The 22,807-nt window shown below is 69.2% G+C and carries 22 protein-coding genes; 12 read left to right on the top strand and 10 right to left on the bottom strand.

The features are described 5' to 3' along the window. The first annotated feature begins 11 nt into the window (after positions 1-11). Positions 12-1,439 carry a benzoyl-CoA 2,3-epoxidase subunit BoxB gene (gene boxB / locus L1Z78_RS00400; RefSeq protein WP_234639618.1) on the top strand — a complete coding sequence of 476 codons (1,428 nt, stop codon included), beginning with the start codon at positions 12-14 and terminating at the stop codon, positions 1,437-1,439. 25 nt (positions 1,440-1,464) lie between these two features. Next, a complete protein-coding gene (boxA, locus tag L1Z78_RS00395) occupies positions 1,465-2,754 on the top strand; it encodes a benzoyl-CoA 2,3-epoxidase subunit BoxA (RefSeq protein WP_234639617.1) in 1,290 nt (429 codons plus the stop codon). On the opposite strand, the gene L1Z78_RS00390 is transcribed toward boxA, so the two are convergent. Next, positions 2,748-3,500 carry an aspartate/glutamate racemase family protein gene (locus L1Z78_RS00390; protein ID WP_234639616.1) on the bottom strand — a complete coding sequence of 251 codons (753 nt, stop codon included), beginning with the start codon at positions 3,498-3,500 and terminating at the stop codon, positions 2,748-2,750. The genes boxA and L1Z78_RS00390 overlap by 7 nt on opposite strands. 14 nt (positions 3,501-3,514) lie before the next feature. After that, complete coding sequence (locus L1Z78_RS00385; RefSeq protein ID WP_234639615.1) at positions 3,515-4,396, bottom strand: amino acid ABC transporter substrate-binding protein; 882 nt, start codon at positions 4,394-4,396, stop codon at positions 3,515-3,517. Positions 4,397-4,617: 221 nt separating this feature from the next. Here L1Z78_RS00385 and L1Z78_RS00380 point away from each other — a divergent pair, with 221 nt between their 5' ends. Then, positions 4,618-5,838, top strand: coding sequence for a D-amino acid dehydrogenase (locus L1Z78_RS00380; RefSeq protein WP_234642293.1), 1,221 nt, complete (start codon positions 4,618-4,620; stop codon positions 5,836-5,838). Between the two features lie 5 nt (positions 5,839-5,843). Here L1Z78_RS00380 and L1Z78_RS00375 read toward each other — a convergent pair whose 3' ends face one another. Then, positions 5,844-6,749 (bottom strand): LysR substrate-binding domain-containing protein, encoded by a 906-nt coding sequence (locus L1Z78_RS00375; RefSeq protein ID WP_234639614.1) that lies wholly within the window; start codon positions 6,747-6,749, stop codon positions 5,844-5,846. An 8-nt stretch (positions 6,750-6,757) separates the two neighbouring features. Beyond that, positions 6,758-7,327, bottom strand: a complete 570-nt coding sequence (locus L1Z78_RS00370; RefSeq protein ID WP_234639613.1) for a cob(I)yrinic acid a,c-diamide adenosyltransferase — start codon at positions 7,325-7,327, stop codon at positions 6,758-6,760. Positions 7,328-7,506: 179 nt separating this feature from the next. On the opposite strand from L1Z78_RS00370, the gene L1Z78_RS00365 reads away from it, so the two are divergent. Beyond that, the gene (locus tag L1Z78_RS00365) at positions 7,507-7,848 is read left to right on the top strand and encodes an EF-hand domain-containing protein (protein ID WP_234642292.1); all 342 of its coding nucleotides are present in this window, start codon (positions 7,507-7,509) and stop codon (positions 7,846-7,848) included. A gap of 66 nt (positions 7,849-7,914) precedes the next feature. Further along, positions 7,915-9,339 (top strand): FAD-binding oxidoreductase, encoded by a 1,425-nt coding sequence (locus L1Z78_RS00360; protein WP_234639612.1) that lies wholly within the window; start codon positions 7,915-7,917, stop codon positions 9,337-9,339. Here L1Z78_RS00360 and L1Z78_RS00355 read toward each other — a convergent pair. Further along, positions 9,329-10,234: a LysR family transcriptional regulator gene (locus L1Z78_RS00355; RefSeq protein ID WP_234639611.1), complete on the bottom strand. Its 906-nt coding sequence runs from the start codon at positions 10,232-10,234 to the stop codon at positions 9,329-9,331. The two genes, L1Z78_RS00360 and L1Z78_RS00355, sit on opposite strands and share 11 nt — an antisense overlap. Positions 10,235-10,363: 129 nt before the next feature. Between L1Z78_RS00355 and L1Z78_RS00350 the strand changes: the two genes are divergently transcribed. Together L1Z78_RS00350 and L1Z78_RS00345 are read left to right on the top strand one after the other, a co-directional pair. Further along, a complete protein-coding gene (locus L1Z78_RS00350; protein ID WP_234639610.1) occupies positions 10,364-11,572 on the top strand; it encodes a CaiB/BaiF CoA transferase family protein in 1,209 nt (402 codons plus the stop codon). Positions 11,573-11,642: 70 nt separating this feature from the next. Then, positions 11,643-12,644 (top strand): Bug family tripartite tricarboxylate transporter substrate binding protein, encoded by a 1,002-nt coding sequence (locus L1Z78_RS00345; protein WP_234639609.1) that lies wholly within the window; start codon positions 11,643-11,645, stop codon positions 12,642-12,644. A gap of 442 nt (positions 12,645-13,086) precedes the next feature. Here the strand turns inward: L1Z78_RS00345 and L1Z78_RS00340 are convergent, their stop codons facing one another. Together L1Z78_RS00340 and L1Z78_RS00335 are read right to left on the bottom strand one after the other, a co-directional pair. Then, positions 13,087-14,376, bottom strand: a complete 1,290-nt coding sequence (locus L1Z78_RS00340) for a M20/M25/M40 family metallo-hydrolase (protein WP_234639608.1) — start codon at positions 14,374-14,376, stop codon at positions 13,087-13,089. 146 nt (positions 14,377-14,522) lie between these two features. Beyond that, entirely contained in the window at positions 14,523-15,794 is a 1,272-nt protein-coding gene (locus L1Z78_RS00335; RefSeq protein ID WP_234639607.1) for an MFS transporter, read from the bottom strand. 64 nt (positions 15,795-15,858) lie between these two features. Here L1Z78_RS00335 and L1Z78_RS00330 point away from each other — a divergent pair, with 64 nt between their 5' ends. The 5 genes from L1Z78_RS00330 to L1Z78_RS00310 all read left to right on the top strand — a co-directional run bounded on the left by L1Z78_RS00330 (position 15,859) and on the right by L1Z78_RS00310 (position 19,743). Continuing rightward, positions 15,859-16,869 (top strand): AraC family transcriptional regulator, encoded by a 1,011-nt coding sequence (locus tag L1Z78_RS00330; RefSeq protein ID WP_234639606.1) that lies wholly within the window; start codon positions 15,859-15,861, stop codon positions 16,867-16,869. A 71-nt stretch (positions 16,870-16,940) separates the two neighbouring features. Continuing rightward, positions 16,941-17,474 (top strand): RNA polymerase sigma factor, encoded by a 534-nt coding sequence (locus L1Z78_RS00325; protein ID WP_234639605.1) that lies wholly within the window; start codon positions 16,941-16,943, stop codon positions 17,472-17,474. A gap of 2 nt (positions 17,475-17,476) precedes the next feature. Next, positions 17,477-18,097 carry a hypothetical protein gene (locus L1Z78_RS00320; protein ID WP_234639604.1) on the top strand — a complete coding sequence of 207 codons (621 nt, stop codon included), beginning with the start codon at positions 17,477-17,479 and terminating at the stop codon, positions 18,095-18,097. Positions 18,098-18,127: 30 nt separating this feature from the next. After that, the gene (locus L1Z78_RS00315; protein WP_234642291.1) at positions 18,128-19,339 is read left to right on the top strand and encodes a sulfite oxidase; all 1,212 of its coding nucleotides are present in this window, start codon (positions 18,128-18,130) and stop codon (positions 19,337-19,339) included. 68 nt (positions 19,340-19,407) lie between these two features. Beyond that, positions 19,408-19,743 (top strand): c-type cytochrome, encoded by a 336-nt coding sequence (locus tag L1Z78_RS00310; protein ID WP_234642290.1) that lies wholly within the window; start codon positions 19,408-19,410, stop codon positions 19,741-19,743. A 13-nt stretch (positions 19,744-19,756) separates the two neighbouring features. Here the strand turns inward: L1Z78_RS00310 and L1Z78_RS00305 are convergent, their stop codons facing one another. The 3 genes from L1Z78_RS00305 to L1Z78_RS00295 form a co-directional block, all read right to left on the bottom strand. Further along, positions 19,757-20,578, bottom strand: a complete 822-nt coding sequence (locus L1Z78_RS00305) for a class I SAM-dependent methyltransferase (protein ID WP_234639603.1) — start codon at positions 20,576-20,578, stop codon at positions 19,757-19,759. Positions 20,579-20,611: 33 nt separating this feature from the next. Beyond that, positions 20,612-21,646, bottom strand: coding sequence for a peptidoglycan-binding domain-containing protein (locus tag L1Z78_RS00300; protein ID WP_234639602.1), 1,035 nt, complete (start codon positions 21,644-21,646; stop codon positions 20,612-20,614). 215 nt (positions 21,647-21,861) lie between these two features. Further along, positions 21,862-22,794, bottom strand: a complete 933-nt coding sequence (locus tag L1Z78_RS00295; RefSeq protein WP_234639601.1) for a ParB/RepB/Spo0J family partition protein — start codon at positions 22,792-22,794, stop codon at positions 21,862-21,864. Between the last annotated feature and the right edge of the window lie 13 nt (positions 22,795-22,807).

Below are 22,807 nucleotides of genomic sequence, written 5' to 3'. Positions count from 1 at the left end.
GGAGACAGACCATGAGCGCCATCAACTACAGCGAGAAGATCCCCAACAACGTCAACCTCGGCGAGGACCGCACCCTGCAGCGCGCGCTGGAGAGCTGGCAGCCCAACTTCCTGAACTGGTGGGGCGACGTGGGCCCCGAGGGCTCGACCGACTACGACGTCTACCTGCGCACCGCCATCAGCGTGGACCCCCAGGGCTGGGCCCAGTTCGGCCACGTGAAGATGCGCGACTACCGCTGGGGCATCTTCCTGAACCCGGCCGAGGCCGAGCGCACGGTCCACTTCGGCGACCACCTGGGCGAGAAGGCCTGGCAGGACGTGCCCGGCGAGCACCGCGCCAACCTGCGCCGCATCATCGTCACCCAGGGCGACACCGAGCCGGCCTCGGTCGAGCAGCAGCGCCACCTGGGCCTGACCGCGCCGTCCATGTACGACCTGCGCAACCTGTTCCAGGTCAACGTGGAGGAAGGCCGCCACCTGTGGGCCATGGTCTACCTGCTGCACAAGCACTTCGGCCGCGACGGCCGCGAGGAGGCCGAGGCCCTGCTGGAGCGCCAGTCGGGCGACGAGAACAACCCGCGCATCCTGGGCGCCTTCAACGAGAAGACACCCGACTGGCTGTCCTTCTTCATGTTCACCTACTTCACCGACCGCGACGGCAAGTTCCAGCTCGCCGCCCTGTCCGAAAGCGCCTTCGACCCGCTGGCGCGCACCACCAAGTTCATGCTGACCGAGGAAGCCCACCACATGTTCGTGGGCGAGTCCGGCGTCTCGCGCGTGCTGCAGCGCACCTGCCAGGTGATGAACGAGCTGCGCACCGACGACGTGGGCCGCCTGCGCGCGGCCGGCGTGATCGATCTGCCCACCATCCAGCGCTACCTGAACTTCCACTACAGCGTGACCATCGACCTGTTCGGCGCCGACCAGTCCAGCAACGCCGCCACCTTCTACAGCAGCGGCCTGAAGGGCCGCTACGAGGAAGGCAAGCGCGCCGACGACCACCGCCTGCACGACCAGCACTACAAGGTGCTGGAAGTCGTGGACGGCAAATTGCAGGAAAAGGAGGTGCCCATGCTCAACGCGCTCAACGAGGTGCTGCGCGACGACTACATCAAGGACTCCAACGCAGGCGTGGGCCGCTGGAACAAGGTCATGGAAAAGGCCGGCATCGACTTTCGCCTCACCGTGCCGCACAAGGCCTTCAACCGCCAGATCGGCGCCCTGGCCGGCGTGCGCATGAGCCCCGACGGCCGCGTCGTCAGCCCCCAGGAATGGAGCCTGCGCGAAGGCGAATGGCTGCCCACGGCCGAGGACCGCGCCTTCGTCGCCTCGCTGATGGGCCGCTGCGTGGAGCCCGGCCGGTTCGCGGGCTGGATCGCGCCGCCCGTGATGGGCATCAACCGCCAGCCCGTGGACTTCGAATACGTGCGCTTCAACTGACCGCGGCAAGCCGCAGGGAGCCCCCATGACCGTCGCCCTCGTAGAGCAAGGCATCCTGAGCCAGCACCTGATCGATCCCGAGATCTGCATCCGCTGCAACACCTGCGAGGCCACCTGCCCCGTGGGCGCCATCACCCACGACGACCGCAACTACGTGGTCCGGGCCGAGCAGTGCAACGGCTGCATGGACTGCGTCTCGCCCTGCCCCACGGGCGCCATCGACAACTGGCGCAAGGTGCCGCTGGCGCGCGCCTACCCCATCGCCGAGCAGCTGCTGTGGGACGAGCTGCCCGCCGAGCTGCCGCCCGAGGCCCTGGCCGAAGGCGCGGACGCTGCGCAGGCGCCCCCGCCCGAGGACCTGCGCCAGGCCCAGGCCGTGATCGCGGCGGCCACGCGCGGCGCGGATGGCGAGACCTTCCGCAGCGCCAGCTGGAGCGCCACCGTGCCCCCCTGGTCGGCGGCCCATCCCTATACCAACCTGCATGGGCCCAGGACCCCCCTCACGGCCACCGTGGTCGGCAACCTCAACTGCACGGAGGCCGGCTTCGACAGCGAGACCCACCACATCGTGCTGGACTTCGGCAGCCAGCCGTTTCCCGTGCTCGAAGGCCAGTCCATCGCCATCATCCCGCCCGGCACCGATGCCCAGGGCCGCCCGCACGTGGCGCGCCAGTACTCGGTGGCCAGCGCGCGCAATGGCGAGCGGCCCGGCTACAACAACCTCGCGCTGACCGTCAAGCGCGTGACCCAGGACCACCAGGGCCAGCCCGTGCGCGGCGTGGCCAGCAATTACCTGTGCGACGCGAAAATCGGCGACAGGGTGCAGGTCATCGGCCCCTTCGGCCACTCCTTCCTGATGCCCAACCACCCGCAGTCCCACATCGTGATGATCTGCACGGGCACGGGCAGCGCCCCCATGCGCGCCATGACCGAATGGCGCAGGCGACTGCGCAGGAGCGGCAAGTTCGAGGGCGGCCGGCTCATGCTGTTCTTCGGCGCGCGCACGCCCCAGGAACTGCCCTACTTCGGCCCGCTGCAAAGCCTGCCCCGGGACTTCATCGACCACAACCTGGCCTTCTCGCGCGTGGCCGGCCAGCCCCGGCGCTACGTGCAGGATCTGCTGCGCGAGCGCGCGGCCGACCTCGCCGCCCTGCTGCGCGACGACAACGCCCACTTCTACGTCTGCGGGCTCAAGAGCATGGAGGAAGGCGTGGTGCTGGCACTGCGCGACGTGGCGCAGCAAGCCGGGCTGGACTGGGAGCAGGTCGGCGCGCGTCTCAAGCGCGAAGGCCGGCTGCACCTGGAGACTTACTGAACCCCGTAAGCATCGCCCACAAGGGCCTGGGCCAGGATCCAGGCCGGGTCCACCAGCGTGGCGCCACGCGCCTCGGGCGCCTGGGGCAGCGCCAGCGGGATCTCGGTGCAGCCCATGACCACGGGCACGTCGCCGTGGCGCTGCAGCAGCGGCGCCAGCACCGCGCCGAAGCACTGCGCGGCCCGGTCCATGTCGCCCTGCTTGACGCCCTCGTAGATGCCCTGCATGAGCCGTGCGCGCCCGCCCGCATCGGGCAGCAGCGGCGTGATGCCGCAGGCGCCCAGCGCCTCGTCGTAGAGCCCGCTTTCATAGGTGCCCTGCGTGGCCAGCACGACGGCCTGGCGCGCGCCGCCGGCCTGCAGGTGCTGCGCGGCCTGGCGTGCGATGTGCAGCACGTGCAGCTGCGGGAACTGCGCCTGCAGCTGCCCATGCCAGGCATGGGCCGTGTTGCAGGCCAGGGCCACGCTGCGCACGCCCAGCGCCGCCATGCGGCCCACGCCCTGCAGCAGATGCTGGGCCGGGCCCGTGGGGGCTTGAGGATCCTGGCGCAGGGCCTGCGTGCGGTCGGGCATGGGCAGCTGCACCAGCCAGTGCTCGGGATAGGCCTGGTCGAGCACGGGCCGCCCCTGGCGCTGCAGATGGTCCGTGCAGGCCTGCACGAACAGGCGCACGAAATCCGCGCCTGCGGCCGGGCCCATGCCCCCGAGAATGCCCACCGCGCGCGGGGGCTGAAGCTGCTGCTGCATGCTGCCGTCCGAAATCAAAAAGCGGGCTTGTCGCTGAGGTCCTGCAGGTTTTTCTGCAACTGCTCGCTCATCGGCAGGCCCAGGGCCACGTTCCTCGGCGCAATGGGCTGCATGAACCACTTGTCATAGAGCCTGGCGAACGCGCCCGACTTCATCATGTCGCCGATCACGCCATCGACCAGTTGCTTGAACTGCGGGTCGTCCTTGCGCAGCATGCAGGCATAGGGCTCTACCTGCAGCGAGTCGGCCACCACCTCGAAGTCGCCGGGGTTCTTGGCCGTGGGGATCAGGCCGAAGAGCAGGATGTCGTCCATGCCGAAGGCCGCGGCGCGGTCGTTCTCCACCAGCAGGAAGCCGTCCGCATGGTCCTTGGCCATGACGATGTTCATGCCCCAGGCCTTGTCGGCATTGGCCTTGCGCAGCACCTGCAGGTTGGTGGTTCCCGTGGTGATGGCCACGGTCCTGTCCTTGAGGTCGGCGTAATTCCTGATGCCCGAACTCTTCTTCACCAGCAGCCGCGTGCCCGTGTAGAAATGGTTGATGGCAAAGGCCACTTCCTTGCCGCGCACCGTGTTGTTGGTGGTCGAGCCGCATTCCAGGTCGATGGTGCCGTTGGCCAGCAGCGGCATGCGGTTCTGCGAGGTCACGGCCTGCCACTGCACCTTGAGGTCGGGCCGGTTCACGGCCTTCTTCACGGCCTCGGCCACGGCCTGCGAGATCTCCACGGTCATGCCGATGGGCTTGCCGTTGTCCAGGTAGCTGAAGGGCACGGAGGACTCTCGGTAGGCCAGCGTGATGCGGCCGCTTTCGCGCACCTTGGTCAGCGTGTCGGCATGGGCGGCGCCCAGGCTGGCGAAGGCGATGGCGGCGCACAGGGCCGGGGTGTGGAATCGCATGCTTGTCTCCTGCTTTTGGTGGAAGTGCGGCCAGTGTAGAAACGGTGCGCAGGTTTGCGTGATGACAATATCGGGCCGGTCCATGCCCGCCGGTTATGGACGCGCGAGACGCCCCTTCCAACCGCCCAGGGCCATAACCTGCGTGCATGGCCAATGTGCCAAATGCCATGGCCGCAGCGCCCATGGCAGGCCTACAGTGCGGCTGCATGGAGAAACGATCAATGCATGTCTGCATCGTGGGCGCCGGCATCGTCGGCCTGGCAACGGCCTGGGCGCTGCAGCGGGCCGGCCACCGCATCACCGTGTTGGACCGCGCACCGGGCCCCGCCCAGGGCGCCAGCGGCGGCAATGGCGCGCAACTGAGCTATTCCTACGTGCAGCCGCTGGCCGATCCCGGCATCTGGAAGATGCTGCCCCGCCTGCTGCTGGAAAAGGATTCGCCACTGGCCTTGCGCCTGCGCGCCGACCCCGCGCAATGGGCCTGGGGCCTGCGCTTTCTGGGTGCCTGCAATGCCCGGGCTTCCAGCGCCGGCACGCAGGCCCTGCTGGCGCTGGCCGCCGAAAGCCGCCAGGCCTTCGAGGCCATGCAGGCCACCGAGTCCCTGGCCTGCGATCTGCACACGCCGGGCAAGCTGGTGCTGTTTCCCTCGCAGCAAGGCCTGGACTGCGCCGCCCGCCAGGTCGCACTGCAGGCGCGCATGGGCGGTGCACCGCAACAGGTGGTCGATGCCGCAGAGGCCGCACGCATCGAACCCGCGCTGGCCGGCCATGCGCGGCACATCGCGGGTGCCGTCTACACCCCCAGCGAGAGCGCGGCCGATTGCCGCCAGCTGTGCGAACAGCTCGCCGCCCGGCTCGTGGCACTTGGCGCCGACCTGCGCTATGGCACCCTGGTCCGGGGCTTCGAGCGTCAGGGCGATGCCGTCGCAGGCGTGCACACCACCGCAGGCCCCGTCCACGCCGACCACTACGTGCTGGCCAGCGGCTGGGAAAGCGCGGCCCACGCGCGCCCGCTGGGCCTGCGCATTCCCGTCTACCCGCTCAAGGGCTACAGCATCACCGTCGATGCATCCGGTGCCCCCCAGGCCGCGCCACGTGTCAGCGTCACGGACACATCGCGCAAGGTGGTCTTCGCGCGCATCGGCGACCGCCTGCGTGTGGCCGGCATGGTGGAGATCGCAGGCCCCGACACGCGCGTGGACCCGCGGCGCATCGCCAGCCTGCGCCGCTCCACGCAGGAAGTCTTCGCCGACCTGCCACTGGATGGCGACCTCCACCCCTGGACCGGCATGCGCCCCGCCACGCCCACCGGCCTGCCCCTCACGGGCCGCCAGCGCGGCGGCCCGCGCAACCTGTGGCTGCAGACCGGCCACGGCGCGCTGGGGCTGACACTGGCCTTCGGGTCGGCACAGAGGCTGGTGGCGCAGATGGCCATGGCCTGAGCCGATCAGGCCGCCAGGAGCTCTCTCAGCGCCTTGCGCATCTGCGCCGTCATTGCCCGCGCCAGCACCGACCCCGGCCGCTGCGGCAGGCTGAGCGCATTCACCCCCACCGTGATGCGCGGTAGCAGGGGCACGACGTGGACCTTGCGGCGGTCGGCGGCCAGGGCCGTGCAACCGTCCATGATGGCCGCGCCCAGGCCGTACTCGGCCATGGACAGGGCCGCGTGGTAGGTCTGCACGGTGACCACGGGAGACAGGCCCACGCCGTGTTCGCGGCAGGCCTGGCCCAGGCGCATGCCCAGCGGATCGCGGGCGTCGAGGGCCACCACGGGCAGTTCGGCCAGGTCGCGCAGCTCCATGCCTTCCGGGCGCACGCGCGAAGGTGGCAGCAACCCCTTGGGCAGGACGCAGAACATGTCCACCTCGGACAGCAGCTCATGCTCCAGCGCGGGCTGGCCCACGGAGCTGATGACGAAGCCCACGTCGGCCTCCTGCAGCAGCAGGGCCGATACCACCTGCGGCGTGTGCAGCGCCTGCACATGGACCTGGACCTGCGGATGCAGTTGCCGAAAGCCCGCCACGGCGCGCGGCAGCACCTCGCGGCTGAGCGCGAACACGGTGAGCACGTTCAGGCGATCCGCCGCCCGGCCATGGCGCAGGTTGTCGGCCAGGCGCTGCACCTCGTCGAGCTGCTCGAACAGCTTCTCGATATGGGGGAACAGAGCCAGCGCCTCATTGGTGGGCGTGAGCCGGCCACGCGCGCGCTGGAACAGCGCGAAGCCCAGCTGCAGCTCGGCATGCTGCAGGGTGCGGCTGACGGCCGGCTGGGTGATGTTGATGAGCCGCGCCGCCGCGCTGACGCTGCCGGTCTGCATCACCGCGTTGAAGACCTCGATGTGGCGCAGGCGCATGCGCGGTCTCAGTGTTCGCCGGCACTGCGCGCCAGGCGCTCGCTTTTCCAGTAGACGTCGTCGCCGCCATCGAGGCGGTTGAGCACGCGCGCCAGCACGAACAGCAGGTCCGACAGCCGGTTCAGGTACTGGCGCGGCGCGGGCCGCATGGCCTCGCCCTGCTCCAGAGCCACCACGGCGCGCTCTGCACGTCGCGCCACGGTGCGGCAGACATGGGCCTGCGACGCGGCGCGCGTGCCCGCCGGCAGGATGAACTCCTGCAGCCGGGGCAACTGCGCGTTGTAGTGGGCCAGGGCCTGGTCCAGCTGCAGCAGGGCTTCGTCCTTGAGCAGCTCATAGCCCGGGATGGACAGCTCGCCACCCAGGTTGAACAGCTGGTGCTGGATATCGACCAGCAGCTCGCGTACATCGGTGGGCAGCGCCTCGCACAGCAGCAGGCCGATGTGGGAGTTGAGTTCGTCCACATCACCCATGGCGTGCGGACGGCCACTGTGCTTGGACACGCGCGTGTTGTCGCCCAGGCCCGTGGTGCCGTCGTCTCCGGTGCGCGTGGCGATCTGTGTCAAACGGTTGCCCATGGGCGTTCTCCTTGGCGATGCGGGGTGCGGGATGGGGCCGGTGGCGCCCATCACCCGATTGTGCGTTACAGCCGGCACGCAAATGTTGTCGCAGGCAACAGGCGGCAAAAGTGCTGGCCTCCATCGCCGCCAGCGGGTGGAATGCATCCATGTTCCACATCCGAAAGGAATTCGACAGCATGACCTCCCAACTGCGTAAAGTCTCCGGTTTTGAAATCCGCAGCGTGATGCTGTTCGCGGCACTGTCGTTCGGCGGCGCGGCCGCCATGGCCCAGGACCTGGGCCCCAGCAGCGGCCCCGCAACAGGCGTGCAAGCCGCGCCTGCCCCCTCCACCGCACCGGCGCAAGGCAACGATGTCCAGGCCGCCTTCGATCGCGCCGACACCAACAAGGACGGCAAGCTGAGCAAGAAGGAAGCCGAGGCCCTGCCCGCCGTGAGCAGCAACTTCGCCCAGATCGACACCGACAAGAACGGATCGCTGTCGCGCGAGGAATTCAGCAAGGCCGTGCAGCCGCGCTGACGGCAACCACGCATACGAGGGCGGCAGGGCCGGTGGTATTCTTTCCAGTTCCCCTGGAGAACACCGATGAACGCCCCTGTCGCCCCCGTCCGCCTGCAGCCTGAATTCGTTCAGCGCCCCGTCCCCGAAGCCTTCCTCGACGCACTGGCGGAACGCTTCGGCGCCCAGTGCTCGACGGCCCTGGCGGTGCGTGAACAGCACGGCCGCGACGAGGGCGCCATCCAGGCGCCTCCGCCCGCGGCCGTGGTCTTTGCGCAAAGCACGCAGGACGTGCGGGACGCCATCCGCCTCGCCGACCAGCATGCCGTGCCCGTCATCCCCTATGGCGCGGGCTCCTCGCTCGAAGGCCACCTGCTGGCCGTCGAGGGCGGCATCAGCATCGACGTCTCGCGCATGAACCAGGTCCTGTCGGTGGACACCGAGGATCTCACGGTCACGGTGCAGCCCGGCATCACGCGCAAGCAGCTCAACGATGCCATCAAGGACACAGGCTTCTTCTTCCCCATCGATCCCGGCGCCGACGCCTCCATCGGCGGCATGGCGGCCACGCGCGCCAGCGGCACCAATGCCGTGCGCTACGGCACCATGCGCGAGAACGTGCTGGCGCTGGAAGTGGTCACGGCCAGCGGCGAGGTGATCCGCACGGGCACGCGTGCCAAGAAGAGCAGCGCCGGCTACGATCTCACGCGCCTGATCGTGGGCAGCGAGGGCACGCTGGGCGTGGTCACCGAGATCACGGTGCGCCTGTACCCGCTGCCCGAGGCCGTGAGCGCGGCCATCTGCTCCTTTCCCAGCATCGAGGCCGCCGTGCGCACGGTGATCCAGACCATACAGATGGGCGTGCCCATCGCGCGCGTGGAGCTGGTGGACGTGAATGCCGTGCGCATGGTCAATGCCTACAGCAAGCTCGCGCTGCGCGAGGAGCCCATGCTGCTGATGGAGTTCCACGGCTCGCCCACGGGCGTGAAGGAACAGGCCGAGATGGTGCAGGACATCGCGGGCGAATTCGGCGGCAATGCCTTCGAGTGGGCCGAACGTCCCGAGGACCGCACGCGGCTGTTCACGGCCCGCCATAACGCCTACTTCGCCGCCGTCTCCAGCCGTCCGGGCTGCCGCTGCATCACCACCGATGCCTGCGTGCCCATCAGCCGCCTGGCCGACGCCCTGCTGGACTCGGTGCGCGAGGCCGACGACAGCGGCATTCCCTACTTCCTCGTCGGCCACGTGGGCGACGGCAACTTCCACTTCGGCTACCTGATCGACCCCGACAACGACGACGAGCGCGCACGCGCCGAGCAGCTCAACCACCAGCTGGTGGCACGCGCCATCGCCCTGGGCGGCACCTGCACGGGCGAGCATGGCGTGGGCATCCACAAGATGGACTTCCTGCGCGAGGAGGCCGGCGACGGCGCCGTGCAGATAATGCGCGCCATCAAGCAGGCGCTGGATCCGAAGAACATCCTGAATCCCGGCAAGATCTTCAGCCTCTGAGCCCTTCGGCCGCGGCCTTCTCCCGCAGGAAATCGATCAATGTGGAGATCGCCCGCGTCTGGTAGCGCGAAGGCATGTACAGCAGGTACTGGCGCGTGGCCAGGAAATCCAGGCTTCCGGGCGGCAGCGCCAGGCGCTCGAGCGCGCCGCTGGCCAGCTCGGCCGCCACCATGTAGCGCGGCACCACGGCCACGCCCAGGCCCTGGAGCACGGCGTCGCGCAGGAAGTGGAAGTTGGGCGAAGTCAGGCGCGGGCGTATGCGCAGCTCGGTGGGCCGCGCGCCGTTCATGCCCGCCGTGCGCAGCTTCTGGCCCGTGAGCGCCGAGGTGATCAGCGGCACGCGCTTGAGCGCCAGCAGCGAATCGGGCCGTCCCTGCGCGGCCAGGAACTGCGGCGTGGCGCAGGCCTCGTAGAGCACGTCGCCGAGATGGCAGGCCACCAGGCTCTCGGGCGGCTCGGTCATCACGCGCACGGAAAAGTCCACCGCGCCCTGCATCAGGTCGTCGATGTCGTTGTCGAAGATCACCTCCAGCGTGATGCCCGGGTGCAAGGCCATGAATTCAGTCAGCCAGGCCGACATCTGCAGCTGCCCATAGCCACTGGGCACGCTCAGGCGCACCGTGCCCTGCAGGCTCTGGCCCAGGCTGTCCACCGACTCTGCGGCGGCCATGACCTCCTGGCGTATGGCGCGGCCATGTTCGTACAGCTTCAGGCCCAGCTCGGTGGGCTCGACCTGGCGCGTGGTGCGTCGCAACAGCTGCTGGCCGATCTGGCGCTCGAACTGGTTGAGCCGGTGGCTGACGTTGGCACGGCTCATGCCCAGCCGCGCCGCGGCCCGGCTCAGGTTGCCGGCCTCGATGATGTCCACCAGCAGGGACAGTCCGCCCAGATCCATTGTCAAGCCTCAGTACACACAATGTCCATTTTTTAGCACGATTGTCAAAGTCCATCAACGCATGAAGAATGCGGGGCTGCCAGGGCATGACCTGCCCTGCGCGGTTTTCATGGTTCGACAAGGTTTCGCATGAGTGCTCTCCCCTCTTCCCTGCCGCTGGACGGCGTGCGCGTCCTGGATCTTTCTCGCGTGCTGGCCGGGCCGATGTGCGCCATGGCGCTGGCCGACCTGGGCGCCGACGTCGTCAAGGTCGAGCACCCGGGCCGCGGCGACGACACGCGCGACTGGGGCGTGCGCGTGGGCCTGCGCAATACCTCGTACTTCAACAGCGCCAACCGCAACAAGCGCTCGGTCACGCTGGACCTGCAGACCGAGGACGGCCTGCGCATCGCGCGCGCGCTGGCGGCGGACAGCGACGTGGTGATCCAGAACTTCAAGGTCGGTGGTGCCGAGAAGCTGGGCCTGGGCTACGAGCAGCTGTCGGCCGCGAACCCGCGCCTGGTGTACTGCTCGATCTCGGGCTACGCGCGCAGCGGCCCCGAGGCCACGCGCCCCGGCTACGACCTGGTGGTGCAGGGCGAGTCCGGCATCATGGCCATGAACGGCGAACGCGGCCAGGGCCCGCTGAAGTTCGGCGTGGCCGCCGTGGACATGTTCACGGGCATGTATTCGGCCCAGGCCATCCTGGCCGCGCTCTACGAGCGCGAGCGCAGCGGACGCGGCCGCCATGTGCAGATGGCCTTGTACGACTGCGGCCTGATGATCACCAGCTACTACGGCATGGAAGCCCTGCTCAAGGCCGGCGACCCGCCCAAGTTCGGCAATGCCCATCCGTCCATCGTGCCCTACGGCGTGTTCGAGGCAGCCGACGGCCCCCTGGTCATCACCGTGGGCAACAACGGCCAGTTCCAGCGCTTTTGCACCGAAGTCATCGCCAGGCCCGAGTGGGCGGTCGACGAACGCTTTGCCACCAACACCGCGCGCTCGGCACACCGCGAAACCCTGATGCCCCTGGTGCAGGCCGAGCTGCTGCGCTTCACGCGCGCCGAGCTGCTCGAACGCCTGACGGCCGCACAGATTCCCTGCGGCGAGGTGCTGGGCCTGTTCGAGGCCCTGAACTCGCGGCGCACGGCCGAGGCCGGCCTGCTGCACCGCTTCGAGGACAGCGAGGCCGGCAGCCAGTCCGTGCTGGCCCCGCCCTACGCGCTGGACGGCCAGCGCCTGCCCGTGCGCCTGGCGCCGCCCCACCAGGGCGAACACACCGACGAGGTGCTGCAGCAGCGCCTGGGCCTGGACGAGCAGGCCCGCGCCGCACTGCGCGCCAAAAACATCATCTGAGAGCGCGCAGACGTTCCCACCCAAACCGCCCCACGGCTCTCATTTCCACCCTTCCCGCTTGAGGAGACATATGACTTCCACCCCCTTTCAGGCCTCGCGCCGCCAGATCCTTTCCGCCGCCTGCGCCACCGCCATCGCCACGCTGGCCCCCGCCGCCCGGGCCCAGAGCCAGTGGCCCGACAAGCTGATCAAGCTGACCGTGGCCTTCCCGCCCGGCGGCCCCACCGACACGGCCGCGCGCATCGTCGCCCAGCGCCTGACCGAGCGCCTGGGCCAGACCATCGTCATCGACAACCGCCCCGGCGCCTCGGGCTCGGTGGGCACGGCGGCCTTCATCAAGTCGCCCGCCGACGGCTATTCGCTGTCCATGTTCGGCATGCCCGCCCTGCTGGCGCCCATGCTGTTCAACAACAACCTGTACGACGTTCGCAAGGACTTCCTGCCCGTGGCCACGGTCTATGACCTGCCCATGGCCATCGTCATCAACCCGCGCGAGCTGCCGGACGTGACCAACCTGCAGCAGCTGATCGAGCACGCCAAGAAGGCGAAGCCCGCGCTGAACTACACCAGCTCGGGCACGGGCAGCTTCGGCCACCTGTCCATGGAACAGCTCAAGGACCTGGGCGGCTTCGACATGCAGCACGTGCCCTACCGCGGCAGCGCCCCGGCCGTGACCGACCTGATCGGCGGCCAGATCGCCGTGATGTTCGCCGACGTGGTCGCGGCCCTTCCCCACATCCAGGCCGGCAAGCTGCGCGCCATTGCCGTCAGCTCGCAAAAGGCCAAGCAGCTGCTGCCGAACGTGAAGTCGGTGGCCGAGCAGGGCTTCCCCGGCTTCGACGCCGACACCTGGGGCGGCCTGATCGCTCCGCTGAACACGCCACCCGCCGTGGTCCAGCGCCTGAACCAGGAACTCAAGCTGATCCTGGCCGAGCCCGAGCTGCAAAAGAAGATGCTGGCCGCCGGCGCCATCGCCACCTACCAGGACGGCGCGGCCATGAAGGCACGCCTGAATGCCGACTTCACGCGCTGGAGCAAGATCGCCAAGGACAAGAACATCAGTTCCCAGTAACAGACAAAGAGCGCCCCACGATGCGCGTTCAGGGCATGCCGCAAGGCATGCCTTTTTTTGCGCCACCGCAGTCTGTATCGCTCCCGTATGGCCGCGCCTGCGTCGGGCCGCCTGCGGGGTTGCAAGCCTGCCGAAGGACAGGCTTGCTTCGTCATCTGACTCGCCGCAGTTGTTTGAACGGAGCGCGCAGCGCGCAGTGAGTTCTGCGGCGAACCCCGCAGGTGGCCCGGCGCAGGTTGCCCGCAGCGAAGCGGAGGGTCGCGGGCATTCGGGCACGTTTCTTTGCCTCCTTTCTTGTCGTGCGACAAGAAAGGAGGTCGGCCGCCGGGCCGAGACCCGGCCTCGAAAAACAACCACCCGGCAGGGTCGAAAAATCGACCCGAGCCAATGTCCAGCAGGACTTGGCACATGAGGGCCCCCCGGAGACAGGGGATCCGGAAGCCTACTTGGAGATATCCATGATCATGCGCGTCGCCAGGTACAGGCGCGGCACGATGGTGTTCAGCTGCACGTACTCCGCATCATTGGAGTGCGCGCCATAGCCGCTCAGGCCAAAGCCCTCGATGACCGCACCCTTGGCCTTGAGCGCCGCAAACGCCGCGTCGGTGCCGCCGCCCGTGGCCTTTTCCATCACGCTCATCTTCAGGCCCAGCTCATCGCTGTAGATGGTCTGCGCCTGCTTCGCCAGCTTGCGCGAGGCCTCGCTGGCCTCCAGCGGCGGGCGGCGCACCTCGAACTTGAGCTGCACCTTGCTGGCGTCCAGCAGCTTGTGGCCCACCTTGGCCTGCATGGCCTGCTCCAGCGCCGTGAAGTCGGCCACGCGCAGCGCGCGGGCGTCGGCCTGGGCCGTGGCCTCGGCAGGGACGACGTTGCGGTTGGTGCCGGCCTTGGCCACGGTCCAGTTGAGCTTGAGGCCGGTCTCGGGCTTGGACAGGTCCTTCATCTGCAGCAGTTGGTGCGACAGCTCGTACAGCGCGTTCACGCCGTCCTCGGGCTTGGCGCCCGCATGCGAGGCCTTGCCCTCGACCTTGAGGTAGGCCGCGCCGATGCCGCTGGTGGCCAGGCGCACGCCGCCATCGGTGCCACCGCCCTCGAAGGAGAACACCGCATCCTGCTCGGCACCCAGGCGCGTGATGGTGCTGCGCGCGCCGGGCGAGCTGATCTCCTCGTCGCTGTTCATCAGCACCGTCAGCGTGCCGTAGTTGTCGAAGCCCAGCTGGCGCAGCATGGCGACCGTGTGCAGGATCAGGGCCACGCCCTGCTTGTCGTCGGCGATGCCCAGGCCGTAGGCGCGCTCGCCCTCGATGCGGAATGGCTGGTCCTTGAGCATGCCGCGCAGATAGACCGTGTCCATGTGGGCGATCAGCATGATGCGGCTCGTGCCCTTGCCCTTGAACTCGGCATGCACCATGGGGCCGATCTTCTCGGGCGTGTCGCCCAGCCGGTAGACGTCGGTGGGTTGCAGGATCTCGACCTTGCCGCCCTGCTCGCGCAGCTTGCCGGCCACATAGTTGGCGATCTGCTCCACGCCCTCGATGTCCTTGCTGCCCGATTCGATATGCACCAGATCGCGCAGCGTATCGAGCAGCGGCTGCTGGTGCTTTTGCGCCAGCGCCTGGATATCGGCCCGGGGCGCGGCATGGACACCGCTCGCCAGGCCGGCCATGGCGAGGGCCAGCGCCAGAGGGGCGCTGCGGAACATGCGGGAAAGCGGGGAGAAGGCGGAAGGCATCGGATGGGTCTCCTGTGGTGAAAAAGTTGTGCCGGCACGATAGCAGGCGCCGAGCCAGGCGCATGCAATCGCCATGCCTGCGCGGTACAAAAAGCAAAAGCCCCGGGGCCTTCGGCCTCGGGGCTTTCCTGCTGGCGGCCAGGCACTCAGCCCGTGCTCAGCGCCATATTGCTCCTCTTGCTCACGCCGTCGCCCACCACCACGGCCGATACCACGCTGAGCACCAGCGCGATGGCCGCGCCGTAGAACACGCCATGGCTCAGGCCATGGTCCAGCATGTAGCCGAACACGGGCGCGGCCAGGCAAAAGCCCAGGTCCAGCCCCGAATACACCGTGCCGTAGACGCGGCCCGTGGCGCCAGGAGGAGCTGCGCGCTTGATCAGCATGTCGCGCGAGGGACCGGCCAGGCCCGTGCCCAGGCCGGCGATCGAGGCCACGGCCACCGCCACCATGGCGGGCAGCCAGCCCGTGCCGACCAGGAACAGCGCCAGGCCCGAACCCAGCATGCAGATGGAGATCACTTTCTCCAGCCGCTGCACACGCCCCACGAGAAAACCTCCCGCCACCATGCCGGCGGCGCCGCACAGCATGTAGCCCGTGACGATGAGGGCCGTCACGCTCAGCGGCAGGCCGTACATGGACTGCATGGCCGGGCTGGCGAAGCTCTGGATGGAGCTGAGCGCACAGGTGCTCCAGAAGAAGAAGGAAAAGCACAGCCACACCGAGGGCAGCCGCAGGAAGGCCATGGGGTGCTCCTGCGGTGCGGCGGCGGCCGTGCGGGCCACCGGGACATTGGCGTCGGCGGCACGGTCGTCCAGGGCATCGCGGTGGATCACCATGATGGCGAGGATGGTGGCCGCCAGCGCCGCGCCGCACAGGCAGGCCAGGCGCCAGGACCCCGTGGCCGTGGTGATGCCGGCCATGAACAGCGGCGCCAGCGCCCAGCCGATGTTGCCCGACAGTCCGTGCACCGAGAACGCATGGCCGATGCGCTGTGCCGAGACGCGCTTGTTCAGGATGGTGAAGTCCACCGGATGGAAGGGCGCATTGCCCAGGCCCGCGAAGAAAGCCGCCAGCAGCAGCATGCCGTAGCCCTGGGCCGAGCTGGCCACCAGCCCGGCCACGGTGAAGCTGCCCAGCGCGGCGAACAGGATGGGCCGCGCGCCGAAGCGGTCCACCGCAAAGCCGGCCAGGGCCTGGCCGACGCCCGAGACCACGAAGAACAGGGACACCATCACGCTGAGTTCGGCATAGCTGTAGCCGAACTCGGCGATCAGCCAGGGAAACAGCGGCGGCAGCAGCAGATGGAAGAAGTGCGAGGAGCCGTGGGCCAGGCCGATCAGGCCGATGGTACGTGCGTCGCGGCGGAACAGGTCGGGCGCTGCGGCATCCGCAGCGTGAGAGGAAGAGCGGGTCATGGCCGCATCTTAGGCAGCAGGGTTTCGGCTTGTATGCGATAGTCTGCCAACTTCTGTCGTGAACATGCCAAAACCCGCTTTTCCTCCCGACGCTGCCGCCAGCGCCAGTCCCGGCGCCGCGCCTCCTCCGGTACGCAGGGGCCGGCCCCTGGAGACGGTGGAGGCGCTCTTCCCCCACCTCTTCGTGCCCACGCGCGAGCGCCCCGTACGCGCCAAGCAGCACCACCTGTCGGCACGCACCCGCGTGATACCGCACACCCACAGCTGGGCGCAGATCTCGGTCTCGCTGGACGGCGTTCTGCATCTGGCGGCCCCGCAGGGCACGCTGATCGCGCCACCGTCCAAGGCTGTCTGGATCCCGCCCGGCCTGGTCCATGCCGTGGCCATGGTCGAGGATGCCGTGCTCACCTCCATCTACGTGCTGCAGGACGATACGGCCCAGGGCCCGGTGCTGCCGGGCCGGGGCGGCGCCGATGCCTGCGACCCGCACAAGTGGGCGCGCTGCCGCGTGCTCGACATCTCGCCCCTGATGCGCGAACTGATCATCGCCCTGCCCAAGCAGCGTGACGACCAGCCCCTGCCCGATGCCGCCACGCTGCAGCGCGAGCACCACCTGGGCGCCCTGCTGCTGGAGGAGCTGCGCCACGCGCGCGAGGTCAACCTGGGCGTGGACATGCCCCGGGACAAACGGCTGCGCATGCTGTGCGAGGCCGTGGTCGCCGACCCCACCCAGCACGGCAGTCTGGCCGCCTGGGCGGCCGACACTGGCGCCAGCCCGCGCACCGTGGCACGGCTGTTCCAGCAGGAGCTGGGCTGCAGCTTCACGGCCTGGCGCCAGCAGGTGGTGCTGGCCCATGCCGTCAGCCTGGCCGCGCGCGGCCTGCCCATCCAGCAGATCGCGGCCGAACTCGGCTACGGCCCCAGCGCCTTCAGCGCCATGGTGCACCGTACCGTGGGCATGCCGCCGGCACGCTTTTTCGGCCAGCAGGCCGGCGCAGCGGCGGCCCGCGCCGCACCAGGCGCTGTATTCAGGGCCACCCTGCCCCAACAGGAACGGATCGGCGCTTCGCGATAGCCCTGCCGATATAGGGTTTGCCTATGGGCAGGCCATGGAATGCAGCGGCGGCCCGCGTGCTCTTATGCCGCATGATCCCTTCCGCCGAGTCGCGCTACAACCAGTGGGTGCGCGAGCACTACCGATTCCTGCTGCGCAGCGCCTGGGCGCTGACGGGCTCGCGCGCGCTGGCCGAGGACGTGGTGCAGGACTGCTTCACCAGTGCCTGGCGCTTCCGGCACCAGCTGCGCGATGCCTCGATGGCGCGTGCCTGGCTGTTCCAGATCATGCGCCGCCACGCCTTCCGGCACCTGGCGCCCGCCGTGCATCTCGTGCCTGGCGACGAGACGCTGGACGAGCGTGCCGCCACCCCGGCCTCCGACCTCGACGACCAGCTCGACGTGGTCAAGGCGCTGGCGCACCTCGCGCCCATCCATCGCGAGGTGCTGGTGCTCTATTACTTCGACGACATGCCCACGGCCCAGATGGCCGAGGCGCTGGACATCGCGCCGGGCACGGTGCTGTCGCGCCTGGCGCGCGCCCGCGAGGCACTGAAGGCGGCGCTGACCGCGCCCAGGTCAGCGGCCCGCGTCGTCCCGCTCAGACCCCCGAGATACCAAGGTTGAACATGAATCCACCGGACACGGCCGACGAATCCGCCTTCGACCTGCGGGCACGCGCCGAGATGGCCCTGGCCTTCGACCCGGGCAGCGCCGGCGAGCCCCCGGCCCATCTGCTGCGCCATACGCCATGGCATGCGCGCGCCAGCCTGCGCGGCCTGATGGGCGCGCTGCTGGCCGCGGGCACGCTGGCCACTGCCGCGCTTTCACTTCGCCCGCCCGAGCTGGTGCGCGCCGCCATCGAACACGAATACTACGAGCGCACGCTGCGCGGCAGCTTCATGCCCGAGGCCGAGGTCGCGCGCCACCTGGACCTGCCGGCCGGCGAAAAGCTGCCCGGCTACACCCAGCTGATGCGGCCCTGCGACATCGACGGCACGCGCGCCTACCACCTGACCACCTTCTTCGAGAAGGGCGGCATCGTCACCGTGCTGGCCTTCGACCAGCCCCAGCGCCTGGCCGATGGCCGGGGCTGGTGGGCCAGCATGCACTGGCAGGTGGTGCGCTCGCGCGAAGGCCGCCCGCTGGTGCTCGTGGCCCAGAAGAAGCAGGCCCTGGCTGCGGCCAGCAGGGCCCTCGGCGCCCCGCCCCCCCTCATCGTCCCGGCCCGTCCCATCCCCGCCACCTGAAAACCATCCAGAGGAGACACACCATGCACCATCTGCCCCCCCTCGCTGCCACGCAGACGCCTGCTGGCCGGCAGCGCCAGCGCACTGGCCGCGGCCGGCCTGGCAAGCTTCCACCAGGGCGCGCTCGCGCAGGCCGCCGCCGCGCCCGCCGCCAAGCCCCTGCCCGGCTATGCGGGCTGGAAGAAGGCCGATGCCCTCATCGTCCACAGCTCCACCACCATCGAGACGCGGCGCGGCGCCTTCGGCACCAGCGTGATCACGCCCAGCGACCAGCTCTATGTGCGCAACAACCTGCCCACGCCGCCCGAGTCCATCGTCGCCGACCGCGACGCCTGGCAGCTGCAGGTCGAGGGCGTGCGCCAGCCGCGCGCACTGAGCGTGCGCGAGCTCAAGTCGCTGGGACTGGAAACCGTGGCCATGGTGCTGCAGTGCTCGGGCAACGGCCGGGCCTTCTTCCCCAGCAAGCCCAGTGGCACGCCCTGGACCGTGGGTGCGGCCGGCTGTGTGGTCTGGAGCGGCGTGCCCGTGCGCGATGTGGTCCAGGCCCTGGGTGGCGTGGCCGATGGCGGCCGCTACATGACCGGCACGGGCGGCGAGGTGCTTCCTCCCGGGCTGGATCCCAGGAGCGTCATCGTCGAGCGCTCGGTACCGCTGTCGGCCCTGCAGGACGCCCTGCTGGCCTGGGAGATGAACGGCGAGCCCATCCCGCTGGCCCATGGCGGCCCGCTGCGCCTGATCGTGCCCGGCTACACCGGCGTGAACAACATCAAGTACATCAAGCAGCTGGCCTTCACGCCGCGCGAGAGCGAGGCCATGATCATGTCCCACGGCTACCGCATCTCGCCGCCCGGCAGCAAGGGAGACCCCAGCCAGCCGTCGGTGCAGGAAATGGGCGTCAAGTCCTGGATCAACTCGCCGCTGCCCGAGGACGGGCTGCAGGCGGCCGGCCTGGTGCAGATCCATGGCGTGGCCTTCGGCGGCATGGATGCCGTCAAGGGTGTCGAGGTGTCCATCGACGGCGGCAAGAGCTGGCAGGCCGCGCGCCTGGTCGGCCCCGACCTGGGCAAATACGCCTGGCGCCAGTTCGTGCTGCAGGCCCGCCTGCCCAAGGGCACCCACGTGCTGGCCAGCCGTGCCACGGACGCGCGCGGCAACGTCCAGCCCGAGACGCGCGGCGAAAACCAGAGCGGCTACAACAACACCAGCTGGGCCGACCACGCCGTGACCGTCACCGTGGCCTGACGACGGCCTGCCTCCACCCCCGTTCCCGCCCACGGCACCAGACCGTGGCGGACCCGCACTCTCCTTGCCTGTTCACGATGAAACACCTGATCCCCGCCGCCCTGCTGGGCAGCGCGCTCGCGCTGTCCGCCCCCGCCTTCGCCGACGAGGCGGCCCAGATGGCCCTGGGAAAGAAACTGTTCGGCACGGCCACGCCGGCCTGCGCGCTGTGCCACACGCTCAAGGACGCGGGCGCCGAGGGGGCCATCGGCCCCGTGCTCGACGAACTGCAGCCCGATGCCGCGCGCGTGGCCCGCGCCCTGCGCGACGGCATAGGCGCCATGCCCTCGTTCAAGGCCACGCTCAGCGATGCCGACATCGCGGCGCTGTCGCTCTACGTGAGCAAGGCCAGCGCGAAGAAGTAGGCGGCGCGCCCCCTCACCGGCGTTCCTGCAGCTCGCGCAGCGCCTTCTCGTAGGGCGTTTCCTCGGGCTCGGGCACATGCACCACGGCTTCACCGGGCCCACCCAAGGGCATGCGGTAGACCCAGAGGCTGTGGCGCCCCGGACCTTGGCGCTGCCACGAGGGCTCCACGCCCGGCAGCGCAAAATCCAGGCTGACCAGCCAGGCGCCATCGGGCAGCTCGGTGGCGGCCTTGACGGCCGCGCGGCCCATGCTTTCGGGGCGCTGGAACAGGTAGACCATGCGGTAGCCGCTCCAGTCGGCCAGCCAGATGTCGGCGCGGCGCACGCGCGCCCAGGGGCAGCGCAGCGCGCAGAGCCAGCGCAGCGGCCAGCTCCACTCCATGCCATGCAGCCGCGCCTGCGGGTACTGGCCACGCAGCGCGCGCAGGCCGTCCCCCAGGCCGCAGCCCGCATCCAGCACGGCGGCCCCCTGAGGCAGCGGCGCGGCATCGGCCAGGCCGTCGAGCGCCTCGGCCGGCGTGGGAAACAGCGGCGCATCGCGCCAGGCGTTCAGCGGATAGACCAGGGTCAGCAGGCCCAGGGCGCCCAGCCACAGCCAGGGGCTGATGGCGGCCAGGCCGCCCGGACCCCACAGCATCAGGCAGGACAGCGGAAAGCCCGCTGCCACCGCCAGGCGCCGCCACCAGGGCCTGGCCATGAGGCTGGCGAGCACGCCCAAGAAACAGGCCGCCAGCCAGGCGGCCAGCGGCCCTGTCGTCGATTGCAGCCCGGCATAGGCGAGCCAGGCGCCCGCCCAGGCCAGCAGGGCCGGGGCGGGCCAGGGAAGGCGCTTCATGCGCGCCCTCCGGGCATGGCCGCGGCGTGCTGCTTATTGCAGTTGCAACGCTTGCGAGGTTGCACGGTCGAGGCGACCTGTCTGCGGCAGGCTCTGGTCGCGCTGGAACTCGCGCAGTGCATTCTGGGTGTTCTTGCCCATGGCGCCATCGGGGGAGCCGGCGTTGTAGCCCAGTGCATTGAGCTTTTGCTGGGCCGCGCGCAGCGACATGCCGGCGGCATTGGCACCCGGAGCCGAAGTCTGCGAAGGTGCGGCACCACCGTCCACGCCCAGGCGGCCACCGCCACCCAGGCCCTGGCCCTTGACGGTCTGGGCCTTGTAGTTGCGCAGCGAGCGCACCATCTGGTTGTAGGCATCCATGAAGGCGGCGGCGATCACCTTGCCTTCGGCCGTGCGCGTATAGCCGCCCAGCGAGGCGCCGGCAGAGCCGCCGAACAGCGCGCCCATGCCGCCCCAATCGGTCTTGGAGGACGAGCCTTCGGAGGCCGACACCTGCACGCCCGAGCGGTTGTCCACCAGGGCCAGCATGACCGAGGCCTCACGCGTCTTGGTGGCCGCAGCCAGCGCGCCGAAGATACCGCCTGCGCGGCCGCCGATGGCGCCGCCCATGCCGCCGGCATCGCTCTGGTTGAAGATCACTTCGGGGGACAGGCCGTAGTCGGAGGCCACCATCTGGCCCTTGCCCAGGTTGCTGCCGCCGCGCATTTCGCCCGAGTCCATCAGTGCGCGCTCGCGCGCCATGGCACCCATGCCGGCCGCGCCGCGCTCCACGACGATGAAGCAGTTGGACTGCTGGATCATCAGGCGCAGCAGCTGCGAGGTCGGGGGCAGGCGGTACTGCTGGGTCAGGATGGTGTACCAGCCGGCCGTCTGGTTCTCGACCAGCGAGATGGTGCCCAGCGACGAATCGCAGCGCTCCAGCTCGGTGTTGGCGTTCTCGGCGCTGGCGCCGCCTGCGGCCCCCGAAGCCACTGTCTTGGCCTCCGGCGACCCCATGCGCATGTCGGTGGTCACGCAGCCGGACAGTGTCACGGCGGCGATGGCAGTCAGGGCAAGGTACTTCTTCACGGTGTGATCCTCTTTGTCTGGTCGAAGTGGTACGGCGTCGCCGGGCAATGACCGATGCAAGCGCGACAGGACGCATCCTGAGTCATCGATTACAGACAATTACCCTGCTGAACGGCGTGCAATATACCGTCATTGCCCATTGCAAAAAAGCCTGTCGGTGCCTGCATGCCACAAATGGCGCAACGGTGACAAGCAGTTACAGACAATTTGCGATGTCAGCCGGCTTCTCCGCGCAAACGTTCTATCAGGCCATTGAGCGCGTCAAGCGAGCCGAACTGTATGGCCACTTCGCCCATTTCCTGCAGCTTGCCGCCACGGCGCACGGCTTTCTTGATGCGGACCTCCACATCGGCCATGAGCAGGTCGGACAGCTCTTCCTCCACACGCTTGATGTCGCGCGTCTTGCCGTCCTTCTTGGATTTCTGGCGCACCAGGCTGAAATCAGCGCCTATCTTCTTGACCAGGGCCTCGGCCTCGCGCACCGACAGCTTCTTGGCCGCGATCTGGTTGCCTGCCGTGATCTGTGCCGCGCGGTCCAGCGACAGCAGCGCACGTGCATGGCCCATGTCGATGTCGCCGGCCATGAGCATGGTCTGCACCGGATCCGCCAGGTTGAGCAGGCGCAGGATGTTGGTGGCCGCGCTGCGCGAGCGCCCCACGGCCTGGGCCGCCTGCTCGTGCGTGAGACCGAATTCCTTGACCAGCCGCGACAGGCCCTGGGCCTCTTCCAGCGGGTTGAGATCCTCGCGCTGGATGTTCTCGATCAGCGCCATCGCGGCCGCGGCCTCGTCGGGCACCTCGCGCACCAGCACCGGCACCTCGGCCAGGCCCGCGATGCGCGCGGCCCGGAAGCGCCGCTCGCCGGCGATGATTTCGTACTTGCCGGCGTGGTCGCCCTTGGCCAGACGGCGCACAAGGATGGGCTGCATGATGCCCTGCGCCTTGATGCTCTCGGCCAGCTCGTAGAGCGCACCTTCGTCCATGTGGGTGCGCGGCTGGTACTGACCGGGCACCATCACGTCCAGCTGCAGCACGCTGGGCAGTCCGGTCTCGGCCACCGGGGCGCCGGCCTGCTCCTTGTCGTGGACCTTGGGGCCGAGCAGGGCTTCAAGCCCGCGTCCCAGTCCCTTGGGTTTCTTGGTCACCATGGTTGTTCGTCCT

This window comes from Delftia tsuruhatensis (assembly GCF_903815225.1).
Lineage (GTDB): Bacteria > Pseudomonadota > Gammaproteobacteria > Burkholderiales > Burkholderiaceae_C > Comamonas > Comamonas tsuruhatensis_A.
Note: the sequence above shows the minus strand (reverse complement) of the source record. Positions and strands in the feature narration are given on the sequence as shown.